The 15656-nt window shown below is 41.9% G+C and carries 14 protein-coding genes; 8 read left to right on the top strand and 6 right to left on the bottom strand.

The window, feature by feature from the left end:
* Positions 1-171: 171 nt before the first annotated feature.
* Positions 172-1368 (bottom strand): Bcr/CflA family multidrug efflux MFS transporter, encoded by a 1197-nt coding sequence (locus tag HMPREF9064_RS07510; RefSeq protein ID WP_032997769.1) that lies wholly within the window; start codon positions 1366-1368, stop codon positions 172-174.
* Position 1369: 1 nt separating this feature from the next.
* On the bottom strand, positions 1370-2074 hold the full coding sequence (rsuA, locus tag HMPREF9064_RS07515) for a 16S rRNA pseudouridine(516) synthase RsuA (RefSeq protein WP_006717127.1): 705 nt from the start codon (positions 2072-2074) through the stop codon (positions 1370-1372).
* Between the two features lie 228 nt (positions 2075-2302).
* Here rsuA and HMPREF9064_RS07520 point away from each other — a divergent pair, with 228 nt between their 5' ends.
* Together HMPREF9064_RS07520 and sodA are read left to right on the top strand one after the other, a co-directional pair.
* Positions 2303-4567, top strand: coding sequence for an NADP-dependent malic enzyme (locus HMPREF9064_RS07520; protein ID WP_006717125.1), 2265 nt, complete (start codon positions 2303-2305; stop codon positions 4565-4567).
* 145 nt (positions 4568-4712) lie between these two features.
* Positions 4713-5357: a superoxide dismutase [Mn] gene (gene sodA / locus HMPREF9064_RS07525; protein ID WP_006717123.1), complete on the top strand. Its 645-nt coding sequence runs from the start codon at positions 4713-4715 to the stop codon at positions 5355-5357.
* 67 nt (positions 5358-5424) lie between these two features.
* On the opposite strand, the gene plsY is transcribed toward sodA, so the two are convergent.
* Positions 5425-6021 carry a glycerol-3-phosphate 1-O-acyltransferase PlsY gene (gene plsY, locus HMPREF9064_RS07530; protein ID WP_032997768.1) on the bottom strand — a complete coding sequence of 199 codons (597 nt, stop codon included), beginning with the start codon at positions 6019-6021 and terminating at the stop codon, positions 5425-5427.
* A 94-nt stretch (positions 6022-6115) separates the two neighbouring features.
* Here plsY and folB point away from each other — a divergent pair, with 94 nt between their 5' ends.
* Genes folB through HMPREF9064_RS09955 form a run of 3 tightly spaced genes read left to right on the top strand, consistent with a single transcriptional unit; the run spans position 6116 to position 8128 of the window.
* On the top strand, positions 6116-6469 hold the full coding sequence (gene folB, locus HMPREF9064_RS07535; protein WP_006717119.1) for a dihydroneopterin aldolase: 354 nt from the start codon (positions 6116-6118) through the stop codon (positions 6467-6469).
* A gap of 23 nt (positions 6470-6492) precedes the next feature.
* Complete coding sequence (gene mltF / locus HMPREF9064_RS07540) at positions 6493-8013, top strand: membrane-bound lytic murein transglycosylase MltF (protein ID WP_006717117.1); 1521 nt, start codon at positions 6493-6495, stop codon at positions 8011-8013.
* Positions 7982-8128 (top strand): hypothetical protein, encoded by a 147-nt coding sequence (locus HMPREF9064_RS09955; RefSeq protein ID WP_006717115.1) that lies wholly within the window; start codon positions 7982-7984, stop codon positions 8126-8128. The genes mltF and HMPREF9064_RS09955 overlap by 32 nt, the downstream gene beginning before the upstream one ends.
* Before the next feature lie 60 nt (positions 8129-8188).
* Here the strand turns inward: HMPREF9064_RS09955 and dsbB are convergent, their stop codons facing one another.
* Positions 8189-8728, bottom strand: a complete 540-nt coding sequence (dsbB, locus tag HMPREF9064_RS07545; protein WP_006717113.1) for a disulfide bond formation protein DsbB — start codon at positions 8726-8728, stop codon at positions 8189-8191.
* 24 nt (positions 8729-8752) lie between these two features.
* Entirely contained in the window at positions 8753-10294 is a 1542-nt protein-coding gene (gene nhaB / locus HMPREF9064_RS07550; protein ID WP_006717111.1) for a Na(+)/H(+) antiporter NhaB, read from the bottom strand.
* Positions 10295-10481: 187 nt separating this feature from the next.
* Here nhaB and fadR point away from each other — a divergent pair, with 187 nt between their 5' ends.
* Positions 10482-11207, top strand: a complete 726-nt coding sequence (gene fadR / locus HMPREF9064_RS07555; RefSeq protein ID WP_006717109.1) for a fatty acid metabolism transcriptional regulator FadR — start codon at positions 10482-10484, stop codon at positions 11205-11207.
* 93 nt (positions 11208-11300) lie between these two features.
* Here fadR and HMPREF9064_RS07560 read toward each other — a convergent pair whose 3' ends face one another.
* Complete coding sequence (locus HMPREF9064_RS07560; protein ID WP_006717107.1) at positions 11301-12515, bottom strand: pyridoxal phosphate-dependent aminotransferase; 1215 nt, start codon at positions 12513-12515, stop codon at positions 11301-11303.
* 117 nt (positions 12516-12632) lie between these two features.
* On the opposite strand from HMPREF9064_RS07560, the gene HMPREF9064_RS07565 reads away from it, so the two are divergent.
* Both HMPREF9064_RS07565 and menD read left to right on the top strand, forming a co-directional pair.
* Entirely contained in the window at positions 12633-13940 is a 1308-nt protein-coding gene (locus HMPREF9064_RS07565) for an isochorismate synthase (protein ID WP_006717104.1), read from the top strand.
* Positions 13931-15637, top strand: a complete 1707-nt coding sequence (gene menD, locus HMPREF9064_RS07570) for a 2-succinyl-5-enolpyruvyl-6-hydroxy-3-cyclohexene-1-carboxylic-acid synthase (RefSeq protein ID WP_006717101.1) — start codon at positions 13931-13933, stop codon at positions 15635-15637. The genes HMPREF9064_RS07565 and menD overlap by 10 nt, the downstream gene beginning before the upstream one ends.
* Positions 15638-15656: the final 19 nt, after the last annotated feature.

Raw genomic sequence — 15656 nt, 5'->3', positions numbered from 1 at the left:
TTTTTGCGGGGCATTCTATCATAAGGAAATTAAATGGCAGGGTTAAATAATATAACCACTTAGAGGTAGTTTAACTACTTTTTGACTTAGAACAAATTTCGTTCTTTGTTACAAATACGAATACCTCTCATAATGTGCGAAACCCTTGATATAACTGAGTTAATTCGTGGGTTATTCCCGATGTTTAACCGTTAACGTAACGTAGCAAACGACCGCAATCACAGAACAAAGCACCATGGCGAATAACATTGGCGCCGCCGAATTGATCGGCAATAAAGACACCAAAGATCCCATGCAAGCGCCAATGCCAAACCGTACGCTCCCGACCATAGAATTCGCCGATCCTGCCGAATTGGGGAACTTTTCTAAAATAGAGGCCATCGCATTAGAGGAAATCAATGGATTTTGTCCCACAAACACTGCTACGCCCAGCGCCATTGACCAAAAACCCAAATCTAATAACGCCACAAGCAACAACCAGATGCCCGCCAAACCTTGTATCCCAAGCCCCAAACGGAACATGGTCTCCGCCCCCCATTTAGCCACTAAACGCCCATTTAAGAATGAACTAAAGGTCATCACGCCAATGTTCAACATAAAGAAATAGCCGAAATTTTCAGGCTTGATGCCGTAAATCCCGATATACACAATCGATCCTGCCGTTAAAAACGCAAATAAGCCGGCAAAGGCAAAGGACGTTGAGAACATATAACCTAACACCGGTTTTTGTTTCCATAACGCCATAAAATTACGGGCAATAATATTCAAGCGTAACGGAATCCGATTTTCTTTATGATGCGTTTCCGGCACCACAAAAAAGACCAGCAAAATACTCAATAGTCCCATGAAAGCAGTCACATAAAAAATGGCGTGCCAATGGAAAAAATAGACAATATAACCACCGACAACCGGTGCGATCAACGGCGCAATCATAAACACCAGCGTAATTGTCGACATCATTTTGGAAAGTGCATTCTTGTCAAACAAATCACGCAACAATGCGCCCACCAATACCACCGGCGCCGCACCAAAAAAGCCCTGAACAAAACGAAGTGCGGTGAAATTTCCGATAGAATGGATTTGCGTTAAAATCAATGCCGCTATCGCAGAAACCGTTACGCCTAACAAAATAATTGGCTTGCGTCCAAAACTGTCACCGAACGGTCCCCAGAATAATTGCCCCAGCGCCAAACCATAAGCAAAAGCGGTTAGCGTATGTTGCACCTGATCGTTTGTGACCTGTAAATCCTGCGCAATATTCAAAAACGCCGGCAGGTACATATCCACACCCAATGGCGGCAACATGGACAAAATACCCAACGCCACCACAAAAATAAAATTCGTTTTGACTGTTTTATTTGAACTCAAACTAGGATTCTCCACCTAAGTATGCGATTTCTTCCTCTGTTAGAGGACGAAATTCTCCTTCGCCTAAATCATCATCTAGCACCAAATTACCGATTTTCCAACGATGCAACCCGACAACTTTATTCCCTAATGCAGCAAACATCCGCTTTACTTGATGATAACGTCCCTCGCTGATCGTCAAATTGACATTGTAATCATCCAAAATTTCTAACTCAGCCGGTTTGGTCGGCTCCTTTTCCCCACGCAATAAAATACCCTCAGCACAAGCCTGCGCATAGTTCGCCTCAACGGGATCTGCCAAGGTCACCAAATAGGTTTTCGGGTAATGGTGTTTGGGTGAGGTAATACGGTGAGACCACTGCCCATCATCCGTCAACAGCACCAAACCTGTGGTATCCACATCCAACCGCCCGGCACTGTGCAAACAGGTAGATAAAGGATAATCAAAAAATTGATAAATCGTCGGATGATCGCCATCTTCATGGGAGCAAATGTAACCTTGTGGTTTGTGCAACATAATGTATTGCCCGTTTTCTACCCACGTTAAACGCTCACCATCATAATAAATTTCATCATCAGGGCTCACTTTCGCCGCCCCGCTCTTTTCAATTTTACCGTTAATCGTGACCGCACTTTGACGCAACACTTTTGCCGCCTGTGAACGAGTTAAACCGGTTGTTTCCGCTAAAAATTTATCTAAGCGCATAGAAATTCCTTATAAAAATCCTCGCGCATTATAGCGCTAATTATCGTCCTTCGCCCACGGAAAAACACAACAAGAAATAACCGCACTTTATTAAAACACCATAGACCAACATTTCATACTTCAGACAAATTGTTAATAATGTGTGAAATGTCACAGAATTCTTTTCTATTTTAATTATAATGCGGGGTACTTTTTTCTAACTGAATTTATTCAAAAGAGGATATTTTTATGGATGAACAACTAAAAAAAGCAGCATTAGATTTCCACGAATTCCCAATTCCGGGAAAAATTGAAGTGACACCAACCAAATCGCTTGCCACCCAACGCGACTTAGCCTTGGCTTATTCCCCCGGTGTTGCAGCGCCTTGTTTAGCCATTCAGGCAGATCCGGCAGATTCCTATAAATATACCTCTCGAGGAAACTTGGTGGCGGTAATTTCGAACGGTACCGCAGTGCTTGGTTTAGGCAATATTGGGGCTTTAGCAGGTAAACCTGTGATGGAAGGGAAAGGCGTATTGTTTAAAAAATTCGCTGGTGTCAACGTATTCGATATTGAAGTAAATGAACACGACCCAGACAAACTCATCGATATTATTGCGTCTCTTGAACCAACCTTCGGCGGCATTAACTTGGAAGACATTAAAGCACCGGAATGTTTTTACATTGAACGCAAATTACGTGAAAGAATGAAAATTCCTGTCTTCCACGATGACCAACACGGCACCGCGATTATTTCTGCCGCAGCGGTGTTAAACGGCTTACGCATTGTCGATAAAAAAATCGAAAACGTGAAACTGGTTGCCTCCGGTGCCGGTGCCGCATCGATTGCGTGCTTGAACTTATTGGTTTCCCTCGGTATGAAACGAGAAAATATCACCGTGTGCGACTCCAAAGGCGTGATCTATAAAAACCGCGATGATCGTATGGACGAAACCAAAAAACTGTATGCGATCGACGATAACGGCAAACGTACCTTAGCGGAAGTCATTCCGAATGCGGATATTTTCTTAGGTTGTTCTGCTGCCGGTACGTTAACGCAAGAAATGGTTAAAACCATGGCGGCACATCCGTTGATTTTGGCACTCGCCAACCCTGAACCGGAAATTCTGCCACCATTGGCAAAAGAAGCCCGTCCGGATGCTATTGTATGTACCGGTCGTTCCGACTATCCGAACCAAGTTAACAACGTACTTTGCTTCCCGTTCATTTTCCGTGGTGCATTGGATGTCAGCGCCACCACCATTAACGAAGAAATGAAACTTGCCGCGGTGCGCGCCATTGCCGATTTAGCCTTGGCAGAGCAAAGCGATGTGGTAACCTCCGCTTACGGCGACAGCGAATTGTCTTTTGGGCCGGAATATATTATTCCGAAACCATTCGATCCGCGTTTAATCGTGCGTATCGCACCTGCTGTGGCAAAAGCCGCGATGGATTCCGGTGTTGCGACTCGTCCAATTAAAGATTTTGATGCATACATTGAACAACTCACCCAGTTCGTTTATAAAACCAACTTGTTTATGAAACCGGTGTTTGCTCAAGCCAAACAAGACAAGAAACGTGTGTTATTAACCGACGGTGAAGAAACCCGAATTTTACACGCCGTACAAGAAATCTCGACCTTAGGCATCGCTTATCCGATTTTACTCGGTCGCCCAAGCGTGATTGAACAACGCATTAAAAAACTCGGTTTACATATTCAGGCGGGACGTGATTTCGAGTTAATTAACATTGAAAATGACGCACGTTATCAAGAATGTTGTAAAACTTACTATGACATGCTCAAACGCTCAGGCGTCACACCAAGCATTGCAAAACGTGAAATGTTTAATAACCCAACCGCTATCGGTGCCGTGTTGTTACATTTAGGTCATGCCGACGCCATGTTGTGTGGTTTAGTAGGACATTATGCTGATCATTTAAAAACCCTCAAAAACGTCATTGGTTTGCAAGAAGGCGTACATACAGCCGCTACCGTTAACGGTTTGGTGCTACCGGCAGGCAACTTATTCCTTGCCGATACCTTCGTGAACAACGATCCAACAGAGGAAGAATTAGCGGAAATTACGCTCATGACAGCGAAAGAAGTCAGCCTGTTTGGTATCGAACCGCAAATTGCCTTAATTTCACATTCTAATTACGGCAGCAACAACACCCCAAGTGCGGTCAAAATGCGTAACGTTTTACGTTTAGTGAAAGAAAGAGCACCGGAACTCTCTATTGACGGCGAAATGCACTGTGATGTTGCCTTATCACAACAGCTCCGTGATGATGTGATGCCGGACAGCCCACTCAAAGGTGCGGCAAACGTGCTGGTGATGCCAAATATGGAAGCTGCGCGTATCAGCTTAAATCTATTACAAGGCACGGCAACACCGACAACCGTTGGGCCAATCTTAATGGGCTTGAAAAAATCAGCGCATATTTTAACGTCAGTCGCTTCTGTTCGCCGTATTATTAATATGGTGGCAATTGCTGCGGTAAAAGCACAATAATGACCTAACAAAAAATAAAGAAGATGGCTAGTTGCCATCTTCTTTTTTATGCATCAACCATAGCATTTAATGATCTTAATCAATTTTTATGCTATCATTTTGCCGTTTTTTAAACATGAATTTACTCTAACAAAAGGAAAAAATTATGGCTTATACTTTACCTGAATTAGGTTATGCCTATGACGCATTAGAACCCCATTTCGATGCGCAAACTATGGAAATCCACCATACTAAACACCACCAAGCCTATGTCAACAATGCTAACGCGGTGTTAGAAAACTCCCCGGAATTACAAGAACTTGCCAGTGGTTGCCCGGGTAAATTATTGGCGCACTTACATGAAGTTGCACCTGAAAAACGCCCGGCATTACGCAACAATGCAGGTGGTCACTTAAACCACAGCTTATTCTGGAAAAGTTTGAAAAAAGGCACAACATTACAAGGCGCACTAAAAGATGCCATCGAACGTGATTTTGGTTCCGTTGAAAACTTCAAAGCGGAATTTGAAAAAGCGGCAGCGACCCGTTTTGGTTCCGGTTGGGCATGGTTAGTGTTAGAAAACGGCAAACTTGCCGTGGTTTCTACAGCAAACCAAGACAACCCAATTATGGGTAAAGAATTTGCCGGCTGTTCAGGCACACCAATCTTCGGTTTAGACGTTTGGGAACACGCTTACTATTTGAAATTCCAAAACCGCCGTCCAGACTACATCAAAGAATTCTGGAATGTATTGAACTGGGATTTTGCTAACGAACGCTTTGAAAAAGCATTAGCCGGTGTTCACCACTAATTAAGGCTTATAAAAACAAAAAGTGCGGTCAAAAATGACCGCACTTTTTTATTCTTACTTTTCACTTCTACTTTTTAAACTTATTCCACATTTTATCTTCTTCTCCGCGCCATAAACGTTGAATATTCTCATGGTGACGATAAATGAGAAGACAACAAACTAAAGCAACAGGAAAGGTGAACTCCGGTTTAAACCACCAAACATAGAGCGGAACTAATAACGCGCTAATCACTGCGCTAAGGGAGGAATAACCGCTAATGAGGAAGACGAAAACCCAAGTTCCCAATGTAGAAAATAATACCCCCCAACCAATTGGTGCAATGGCTCCGAAAGCTGTTGCTACTCCCTTTCCTCCTTTAAACTTGAAGAAAATAGGAAAAATATGCCCTAAACATGCCCCTAACGCCACCATGCCTAATTCAAATTGGGTTAAGCCTAAAGAGTAACCGAGCCAAACCGGCAACATACCTTTTAAGATGTCACAAATTAAAACCCCAAGCGCAATCCAACGTCCACCAATACGTAATACATTTGTTGCGCCAGGATTATTCGATCCTGTTTTTCTTGGATCCGGTAAGCCGGCAATACGACATAATAAAATCGCGCTAGAAATAGAACCCAGTAAATAGCTCAATAACATGTAGAAAAGGGCGAAAAGGCTCATAGGACTTCCTTGGAGTGGAAAAATTGTTCGTCTATTGTACCCAAAGTTGATAGTATAAGCCCACAAAAATTTAAGCGATAACGATAGGAACATCATGAAAGATCTCATTTTTATTGAAGGATTGAGCGTATTTGCGCAAATTGGCGTTTATGATTGGGAACAACAAATTAAACAAAAACTGATCTTTGATGTCGAAATGGCTTGGGATACGCGTCAGGCTGCGATAACTGATGATGTTCAATACACGTTAAATTATGCCGAAATCAGCCAATTTATCATTGATTACGTGCAATCCAAGCCATTCTTTTTAATCGAACGGGTTGCCAATGAAGTGGCAGATCAATTACAACATCAATTTAACATTAGTCGACTTCGACTCAAATTGAGTAAACCAAAAGCTGTTGCACAAGCCAATAACGTTGGTGTCATTATTGAGCGGAATCGCTAATATTTTTTAGAGAAAGAGATCATTTGAAAGGTTTATTTTTACGCATTATTGCAGGCATATGCTTGCTCTTATGGGCGTTAGATATGGTATTTCCATGGCAACAAATCATGTCTTCGGAAGAAAATCCTTATCACGCCATTCAACGTCGTGGCAAATTAATTGTAGGTACTATTAACAATCCTATTTCTTACTTTATCAATGCAGAAGGGCAATCCGGTTTAGAATATGAACTCAGTAAAGCGTTTGCGGATTATTTGAACGTTGAGCTAGAAATCAAACCGTTAAACAACAGTGAAGAACTTTTCACCGCCTTAAATGATCATGCTATTGATATTGCGGCGGCCAATCTTTTTTATCAGCCCAATAAAGTTGAACATTTCCAATTGGGACCGTCATATTATTCTGCTTCTTGGCAAATTGCTTATCGAAAAGGTGAAAATCGGCCACGTTCACTAGCACAAATTAATAGCCAACTCGTCATTCCAGATAATGTAGAATTGGAACATATTCTGAAAGAGGCCAAACTAAAAAATCCCCATCTAACCTGGGTGGTAGATAAAAAACAAACGCAAGAAGAACTGTTGTTACAAGTTGCTGATGGCAAAATTGACTATACAATTGCCAATTCTTTGGATATTTCAGCGGCTCAACATATTAAGCCACAAATTGCGGTGGCTTTTGACTTAACCGATGAAATGAGCGTGCATTGGTATCTAGCGAATAACGCATCCAATGAATTGCAATCAGCTTTATTAGATTTCATGAATGGCGCTATAGATTCCGGCTTAATTGCCAATATTGAAGAAAAATATTTTAGCCATTTTCGCGACTTTGACTATGTTGACGCAAAATCTTATTTAAATGCGATAGAAACAATTCTTCCAAAATTTGAACCGCTCTTTACTAAGCATAAAGGTGATTTGGACTGGCGCTTATTAGCAGCAATCGCCTATCAGGAATCCCATTGGAACCCAGATGCCACCTCACCAACAGGTGTTCGAGGCATCATGATGCTGACGAAAGATACCGCGGAACATATGAAAATTCAGGATCGAACCGATCCCGAGCAAAGTATCAAAGCCGGTTCAGAATATTTACATTGGTTGCTTGAACAGATGCCTACCAGTATCAATGATGAAGAAAGAATTTGGTTTGCCCTGGCAGCGTATAACATGGGGCTAGGCCATTTACTGGATGCCCGCCGTCTCACCAAAAATTTAGGTGGTAACCCGGATAACTGGCTTGATGTCAAAAAGAATTTACCTTTATTAGCCGAAAAACGTTACTATTCAAACCTTAAATACGGCTATGCACGAGGCTATGAAGCGTTTCAATACATCGAAAATATTCGTCGTTACATGAATAGCATTGTGAATTATTATCGTGTTCAGCAAAATCAAAGCGAGAAATTAACGCAAGAATCTGATAATGAGAGCAAAAATGCAGAGAAAGACCATTCTTATTTGAATGAAAATAAACAACATGAAAATCGGCAAACAGAGGAAAATATCCATGCACAAGAAAAGATTTCTCAAACCAACTAAGAAAAAATTCATTCATCAACAACAAGCACGTACTTTGCGTTTAAAGCATTTAAAACAACGTAAAGCGAAATTATTTGCCCGCCATGCGTTACAATTCGTGGTGCAAGATATATAAAATAAAAAATGGTGTTGTTTTATACAACACCATTTTTTTACATCTATTCAATAGAAAACGTTACTTGAATAAACGTCTTCTCCCTCTCGTATCAAGACGCTTAAATTGGCTAATTAAAACAAGTAACAACACAAGCAAATAAATGGCAAACATGACTACAATCCATTGCGCCATTGAAAAGCCAAGGAATGACCAAGCCACATTCTCACAAGAGCCAGTAGGTTGAAATAGCACTGGAAACCATTTATCCAACGGTAGCGTTTGTGGAAATTCCGGCAAATAAGAACATTGATTCCAAGGTGCAGGATGAAGTTGGTAGTCTACATGTTTGAGAGAAAGCAACAGTCCTTTAACCACGCTGACAAAACCAATTAATAGCGCCAATAAACGGACTATTAAAAAACGTGGTGCGATTAAACCGAAAAGTCCAGCAAAGGCTAATCCAAACAATGCGACTCGTTCATAAACGCACATCACACAAGGCTGCAATTCCATGCCATATTGGAAGTAAAGTGCAATCCCTTCCAACACCAATGCTGAGATTATCAATAACAACCAACCGCTACGTTGTACGGAAAGTGTTTTGAAAAATTTTAGCATAGCGCTCTTTCTCCCTAAAAAATGTTAAATTGGCATGATTAGGCCTAAATTCGCCAACAAAATTGTCATTGGCGGTAAAATATATTCCACAGCCAATAAACCTACCAACGATAACACAATGGTGTAAGGTAACGCCATGTAAACCATTCTACCGTAAGAGAGGTTAATAAGTGGCGCAAGCGATGATGTCAATAAGAATAAGAAAGCTGCTTGTCCGTTTGGTGTTGCGACGGAAGGCAAGTTAGTCCCCGTATTAATCGCCACAGCTAATAATTCAAACTGATGCGGTGGAATAATATTCGCTGCCAACGCATTTTTTGCTTCGTTAATATAAACTGTTGCCACAAATACGTTATCGGAAATAGCAGAAAGGATACCGTTGAAAGCGTAGAATAACGTGAGTTGAGTGCTTTCTTCTGCAGACAAAACATAATGCACAATCGGTGCAAAAAGTTTTTGGTCAATAATCACTGCAACAATCGTAAAGAACACTACTAAAAGTGCGGTAAACGGTAAAGATTCTTGGAAAGCCTTACCCAAAGCATGTTCACTTGTAATACCACAAAATGAAGTACATAAAATAATAATGCTTAACCCGATCAACCCTACGGAAGCTAAATGAAATGCTAAACCGATAATCAACCAAATACCGACTATTGCTTGTACGATGAGTTTCAGACGTTCTTGTTTACTCATTTTTTTCATATTGGCGCGATCAAAATCGGCCAATACTTCCCATACCTTTTGCGGTAATTTTGCACCGTATCCGAACAAATGAAATTTCTCTAACGCAACACAAGTTAGCAAGCCAAAAACAAAGACTGGAACAGTCACCGGTGCCATGCGAAGGAAGAACTCAACAAAATTCCAACCGGCTTGATCCGCGATAATCAAGTTCTGCGGTTCACCAACCATCGTCATAACACCACCCAATGCAGTACCAACCCCGGCATGCATCATTAAGCTACGTAAAAAGGCGCGGAATTCTTCTAAGGTTTCATGGTGAGTACCGATTTTCTCGTCATTCGTAATATCGGTAGAATCATAGAACGTGCCACCAGAAGCGACTTTGTGGTACACGCCATAAAATCCCATTGCAACGCTGATGATTACTGCAACCACAGTTAACGCATCCAAAAATGCCGATAAAAAAGCTGCACTGAAGCAAAACGCCAAGGAAAGCACTAATTTAGAATGGATATTAAGAAGCAGTTTAGTGAACACAAACAACAATAACTGCTTCATGAAGTAAATACCCGCCACCATAAACATCAACAGCAAAATCACTTCAAAGTTAGCCAACACTTCTGCTTTAATGTGCTCTGGTGTTGTCATGCCAATAAAAATCGCTTCAATAGCAAGTAACCCGCCGGGTTGTAACGGATAGCATTTTAGTGCCATCGCCAAGGTGAAAATGAATTCAATGACTAATAACCAACCTGCCCAGAAAGGGGAAATTGAAAATAAGATAGGGTTAATAACAAGAAAGGCGACAATCGTTATTTTGTACCAGTCCGGACTCGAGCCCAAAAAGTTTTTTAGAAACGCCTGTTGATAATTGTCCATACAAATTGACCTTAATTCTTTTAATTAACAATATTTTAACCTACGCTATTGGAGGCAATTCCGCGTTCAACTCTGTCAAAAATCGCAAATATTGTCAATGAATTTAAAAAATAATTATCTAATTGTAATGTATAGGCGTTTCTACGATAATAACGGCGAATTTACCCTCTATTTATACTAAACAATTATGCATAATGACTCGACTCTTCTGAAGGCGCAAAGTCCTGCCGCTTTAGCTGAAGAATATATTGTAAAAAGCATTTGGAATAATTATTTTCCCCCAGGTTCTGATTTACCTGCCGAACGTGAACTTGCCGATAAAATTGGTGTTACCAGAACAACGTTACGTGAAGTCTTACAACGCTTAGCGCGTGATGGTTGGCTCAGCATCCAACATGGTAAACCAACAAAAGTCAATGATATTTGGGAAACCTCCGGTCTTAATATTCTAGAGACCATGATTCAGCTCGATGGCACAAGATTGCCTTCGCTTATTGCCAACATGCGCTCAGCGCGTACTGACATTTCAATGATTTACATTCCCAAAGCCTTTAAACGCGCAAAGGAACAATCACTCAGTATTTTGCAACCGCTCAATAACTTAGAAGATACGGCTGAAGATTACACAAAGTTTGACTACGATGTATTCCGCAATTTGGCATTTGCTTCAGACAATCCCGTTTATGGTTTAATTTTAAATAGTTTCAAAAGCTTATATTCCCGCATCGGCTTATTTTATTTCCAAAATCCAGAAGCTCGTGCACTTGCCAAACGCTTTTACATCAAACTTCAAGATATTTGCCAACGCGAGGCTATTGATGAAGTAGTCCCTTGTGTTTTGCAATACGGAAAAGAAAGTGGTGTCATGTGGTCCAATATGCAGGCATTTTTACCGGAAAATTTTAGTGAATAATGCGAAGCTAAAAATCATTCAAAAAAATGACCGCACTTTATGCTAAACAAAAAGCCCCGAATGGATATTCGGGGCTTTTTGTTCGGGAAAACATTATTGATGATAATGGGATAAGAATCGAGCAAATTTGCCTAAGGCTTCTTCAATTTGATGAACATACGGCAATGTTACAATGCGGAAGTGATCCGGTGAATGCCAGTTAAAACCGCGGCCATGCACCAACAAGACTTTTTCCTGTGCCAATAAATCAAACACCATTTTTTCATCGTCATACATATTAAATTTTTTGATGTCGATTTTCGGGAACATATACAACGCTCCCATTGGCTTCGTACAACTAATTCCCGGAATTTGGTTGAGCAATTCATAGGCTTTATTGCGTTGTTCTAACAAGCGTCCGCCCGGCAAAATGAATTCATTAATGCTTTGATAGCCACCAAGTGCGGTCTGAATCGCATGTTGCATTGGCACGTTGGCACACAAACGCATGGACGCCAACATATCCAAACCTTCGATGTACCCTTTGGCGTGTTTTTTTGGTCCATTTAAAATCATCCAACCTTGGCGGAAACCGGCAACACGATAGGCTTTAGATAAACCGTTAAACGTGACCGTTAATAAATCAGGCGCTAATGCCGCGATATGGTGGTGTACCGCACCATCGTATAAAATTTTGTCGTAAATCTCGTCGGCAAAAATAATTAAATTATTCTGACGTGCCACTTCAACGATGTCTAACAACAATTCTTTGCTGTAAACCGCACCGGTCGGGTTGTTCGGGTTGATTACCACAATGGCTTTCGTGCGTGAGGTGACTTTGCTTTTAATGTCTTCCACATCCGGGAACCAATCCGCCTGTTCATCACATAAATAATGTACCGCTTTACCGCCCGCCAATGTCGCCGCAGCAGTCCATAATGGGTAATCCGGCATAGGAATTAACACTTCATCACCGTCATTCAACAGTGCTTGCATCGCCATCGTAATCAACTCTGACACGCCGTTTCCGATGTAAACATCATTCACAGTGACACTACGAATATCTTTCGATTGATAATATTGCACAATGGCTTTGCGGGCGGAATAAAGCCCTTTGGAATCACAATAACCTTGTGCTGAAGGCAGATTGCGTAAGACATCAACGAGAATTTCATCAGGCGCTTCAAAACCAAAAGGCGCGGGGTTACCGATATTCAGTTTTAAAATTTTATGCCCTTCTTCTTCAAGGCGTAGTGCCTCTTTGTGCACGGGTCCGCGAATATCGTAACAAACGTGCTCTAATTTATCTGATTTGGGAAAGCGTTCCATAGTTTTGACCTTGAGTAATTAAGAAATGAAATATTTTGTGAAAAATTCCCGTAAAGTGCGGTAGAATTGCGGTTCATTTTTAACTTATTTTCCCGTTAAAGACAATGCTTTTTCAAAATGGATAGTTTGCAATCACTTAAAACGCAATTAATCAATCAAATTAATGCATTACAATTAAATCAACCTCATCACATTGCGGTTTGTTCAGCACAAGCCGAATGCGATGTTGATTTATTAGGTTGGCTAAAAGCACAACCGCACTATCCGCAATTCTATTTTCAATTACAGCAAACAACACAATGTTTTGCCACGATTGGCGCCGTTCGTAGATTTCAACAATTAGATGCGGCGCAAGATTTCGTGAATCAACACAATTTGCCTCTTTTCGGCGGCATTCAATTTTACGGGCAAACCACCTTTTTTCTGCCACAGTTAGTGTTAGAACAGCGCGATAATCAAATTAATGTCACGGTTTTTATTGACCAAGATAATCTTATTCACAATAAAGACAAAGCATTACAGGTTTTAAAAACATTTGAAAAAACGACCGCACTTTTACCGCTTCAAAGCCAAGCGGATTTGATTGAACAACAAGCAAATCCAACACAATGGGCAAATTGGGTAGAAAAGGCTCTGGCGCAAATTCATGAAAAAACAGTGACCAAATTGGTGTTAGCTAATAAAAGCACCTTTGCCCTCAATCAGCCACTCAATGCCAAGGATTTTTTAGCGCAAAGTGAAATTTACAATAAAGGCTGCTACCACTTTCTTTTCACGCAAGATGACAAAACAAGTTTCCTTGGCTCTTCGCCGGAACGGTTGTATGCGCGTCATGAGCGTCATTTAAAAACAGAGGCCCTCGCAGGCACCGCGCCCATGAGCGAGGATCATGAAGCCAATCGTAAACAAGCTGATTGGTTACTTAGCGACAAGAAAAACATTCATGAAAACCAATTAGTGGCGGATGGGATTTGCGCCAATTTAGCGCCCTTTACGAAACACATTGAAGTAGGCAACCTCGGCATCAAACAGCTTCGTCAAGTACAACATTTACGCCGAGAAATCACCGCACTTTTAACCGATAACTGTACCGACTTAAACTGTTTGCAAGCCATTCATCCGACGGCTGCCGTTGCCGGTTTGCCGCAACAAAAAGCGAAAGCATTGTTACAACAAATTGAACATTACGATCGCAGTTGGTATGCGGGCACATTAGGCTTTTTTAATCAACAACAAGCGGAGTTTTGTGTAGCGATTCGTTCTGCCTTTGTTGAAGCAGACAAAATTCATGTGTTTGCCGGCGCCGGTATTGTTGAAGGCTCAGTTCCCTTGCTAGAATGGCAAGAAATCGAGCGCAAAGCCGCGGGATTAATCTCATTATTAAAAATAACGAAATCTGAAAACGGAGAGCAAAAATGTCAGTAAGCGTCTTTAATCGTTGTTGGTCAAAAGTGATCTTGGAAACCCTTGTGCGTCAAGGCGTAACCCACTTTTGTATCGCGCCCGGTTCGCGTTCGACCCCACTGACATTGGAAGCCGTACGTTTACAAAATGCCAATCGTGCCCTTTGCCATACGCATTTTGATGAACGCGGTTTAGGTTTTTTTGCCCTTGGCATCGCAAAATCCACCAAAAAACCCGTTGCCGTTATTGTCACTTCCGGCACGGCTGCCGCCAATTTATACCCGGCAATCATTGAAGCCCGTCAAAGTCACGTCAATCTGATTGTACTCACTGCGGATCGCCCTCCGGAATTGTTAGAGTGCGGTGCGAATCAGGCGATTTTACAAGAAAATATGTTTGCCGATTATCCCCTTGCCAATTTGAATCTTCCGCGCCCAAGCCAAGATTATGCTGCAAGCTGGTTGATTTCAAAAATTGAGCACGCCTGCCATAAACAAGCGGAAGAAGCCGGTGTAATTCACATTAATGTGCCTTTCGCCGAGCCTTTATATGATGCCAATGCAGAAGAAATTGACGTCCATCCTTGGTTAGCGCCCGTTCAACGTTGGTTAAGCCAAAACAAAAGTTGGACAACCTACCCTGCGCAACATCAAGAAGTATTGATTCACGAACACTGGGATCAGTGGCGCACCAAACGCGGGATTATTGTGGCGGGCAGAATGCCGGCAGAACAAGCCATGGGTATTGCTTCTTGGGCAAATACCATGGGCTGGGTGTTACTGACCGATATTCAATCCGGTGTGGAAGCCAGTTTGCCTTATGCGGATATTTGGCTTGCGAATCAAACGGTGAAACAAAAAATGTTGCAGGCAGATATTGTCATTCAACTTGGCAACCGTTTTATCAGTAAACGCATTAACCAGTTTTTAGCCGAATTTAAAAACGAATATTGGATTGTGGATGAAAACCCACAAGCGGTGGATCCTTACCATCATTCCCACACCCGTTTTGTCGCCAAAATTCATCATTGGTTACGCGCCCACCCGCCGTTAAGACAAAAACCATGGTTATTAGAAGCGTTGGCGTTATCCAAATTCTGCGCCACCTTTATTGAGCAGCAAGTGGGCGGCAATTTAAATGAAGCTTCCTTGGCCCACCACATTGAACGTTTACTGCCGAACAATGGCACCCTTTTCCTCGGCAACAGTTTATTTGTGCGTTTAGTGGATGCGCTTACCAAATTGCCGGAAGGCTACCCGATCCATACCAATCGTGGGGCGAGTGGTATTGACGGTTTACTTGCCACCGTTGCCGGCATTGGTATCGGTTCTAACCAACCGGTCGTCGCCTTAGTGGGTGATACCTCCGCACTCTATGATTTAAACTCGCTGGCATTGTTCAAAAAACTTACCCAACCGACTATTTTGTTTATTATCAATAACAACGGTGGCGCGATTTTTGATATGTTGCCGGTGGATGCTGAAGTGAAAGACAAGTTCTATCGCATGCCGCACCACACCGAGTTTTCCCAAGTGGCGTCTATGTTCGATTTAAAATATGCGCGTCCTTATACCTGGGCGGATTTAAGCTCCGTGCTAAAACAAGCCTACTCACGTCGCGAAGCCACTATCATCGAAATTAAAGTCGCGCCGAATGACGGCAGCACCATTTACAAACGCCTCATCGACCAAATCAGCTATGCGGTTGTTGGCGAATAAACGGAAAGATCAAAAGCAA

Origin of the sequence: Aggregatibacter segnis ATCC 33393 (assembly GCF_000185305.1) — a bacterium.
Classification (GTDB): domain Bacteria; phylum Pseudomonadota; class Gammaproteobacteria; order Enterobacterales; family Pasteurellaceae; genus Aggregatibacter; species Aggregatibacter segnis.
This window is presented reverse-complemented; position numbering and strand designations above follow the sequence as displayed.

Bases quoted from the DNA above. Each gene is read 5' to 3' on its own strand.
- nhaB (WP_006717111.1), bottom strand. From the start codon at position 10,294: ATGGACAATTATCAACAGGCGTTTCTAAAAAACTTTTTGGGCTCGAGT.
- folB (WP_006717119.1), top strand. From the start codon at position 6,116: ATGAAAGATCTCATTTTTATTGAAGGATTGAGCGTATTTGCGCAAATT.
- HMPREF9064_RS07560 (WP_006717107.1), bottom strand. From the start codon at position 12,515: ATGGAACGCTTTCCCAAATCAGATAAATTAGAGCACGTTTGTTACGAT.
- rsuA (WP_006717127.1), bottom strand. From the start codon at position 2,074: ATGCGCTTAGATAAATTTTTAGCGGAAACAACCGGTTTAACTCGTTCA.
- fadR (WP_006717109.1), top strand. From the start codon at position 10,482: ATGCATAATGACTCGACTCTTCTGAAGGCGCAAAGTCCTGCCGCTTTA.
- dsbB (WP_006717113.1), bottom strand. From the start codon at position 8,728: ATGCTAAAATTTTTCAAAACACTTTCCGTACAACGTAGCGGTTGGTTG.
- sodA (WP_006717123.1), top strand. From the start codon at position 4,713: ATGGCTTATACTTTACCTGAATTAGGTTATGCCTATGACGCATTAGAA.
- plsY (WP_032997768.1), bottom strand. From the start codon at position 6,021: ATGAGCCTTTTCGCCCTTTTCTACATGTTATTGAGCTATTTACTGGGT.
- menD (WP_006717101.1), top strand. From the start codon at position 13,931: ATGTCAGTAAGCGTCTTTAATCGTTGTTGGTCAAAAGTGATCTTGGAA.
- HMPREF9064_RS07520 (WP_006717125.1), top strand. From the start codon at position 2,303: ATGGATGAACAACTAAAAAAAGCAGCATTAGATTTCCACGAATTCCCA.
- HMPREF9064_RS07565 (WP_006717104.1), top strand. From the start codon at position 12,633: ATGGATAGTTTGCAATCACTTAAAACGCAATTAATCAATCAAATTAAT.
- HMPREF9064_RS09955 (WP_006717115.1), top strand. From the start codon at position 7,982: ATGCACAAGAAAAGATTTCTCAAACCAACTAAGAAAAAATTCATTCAT.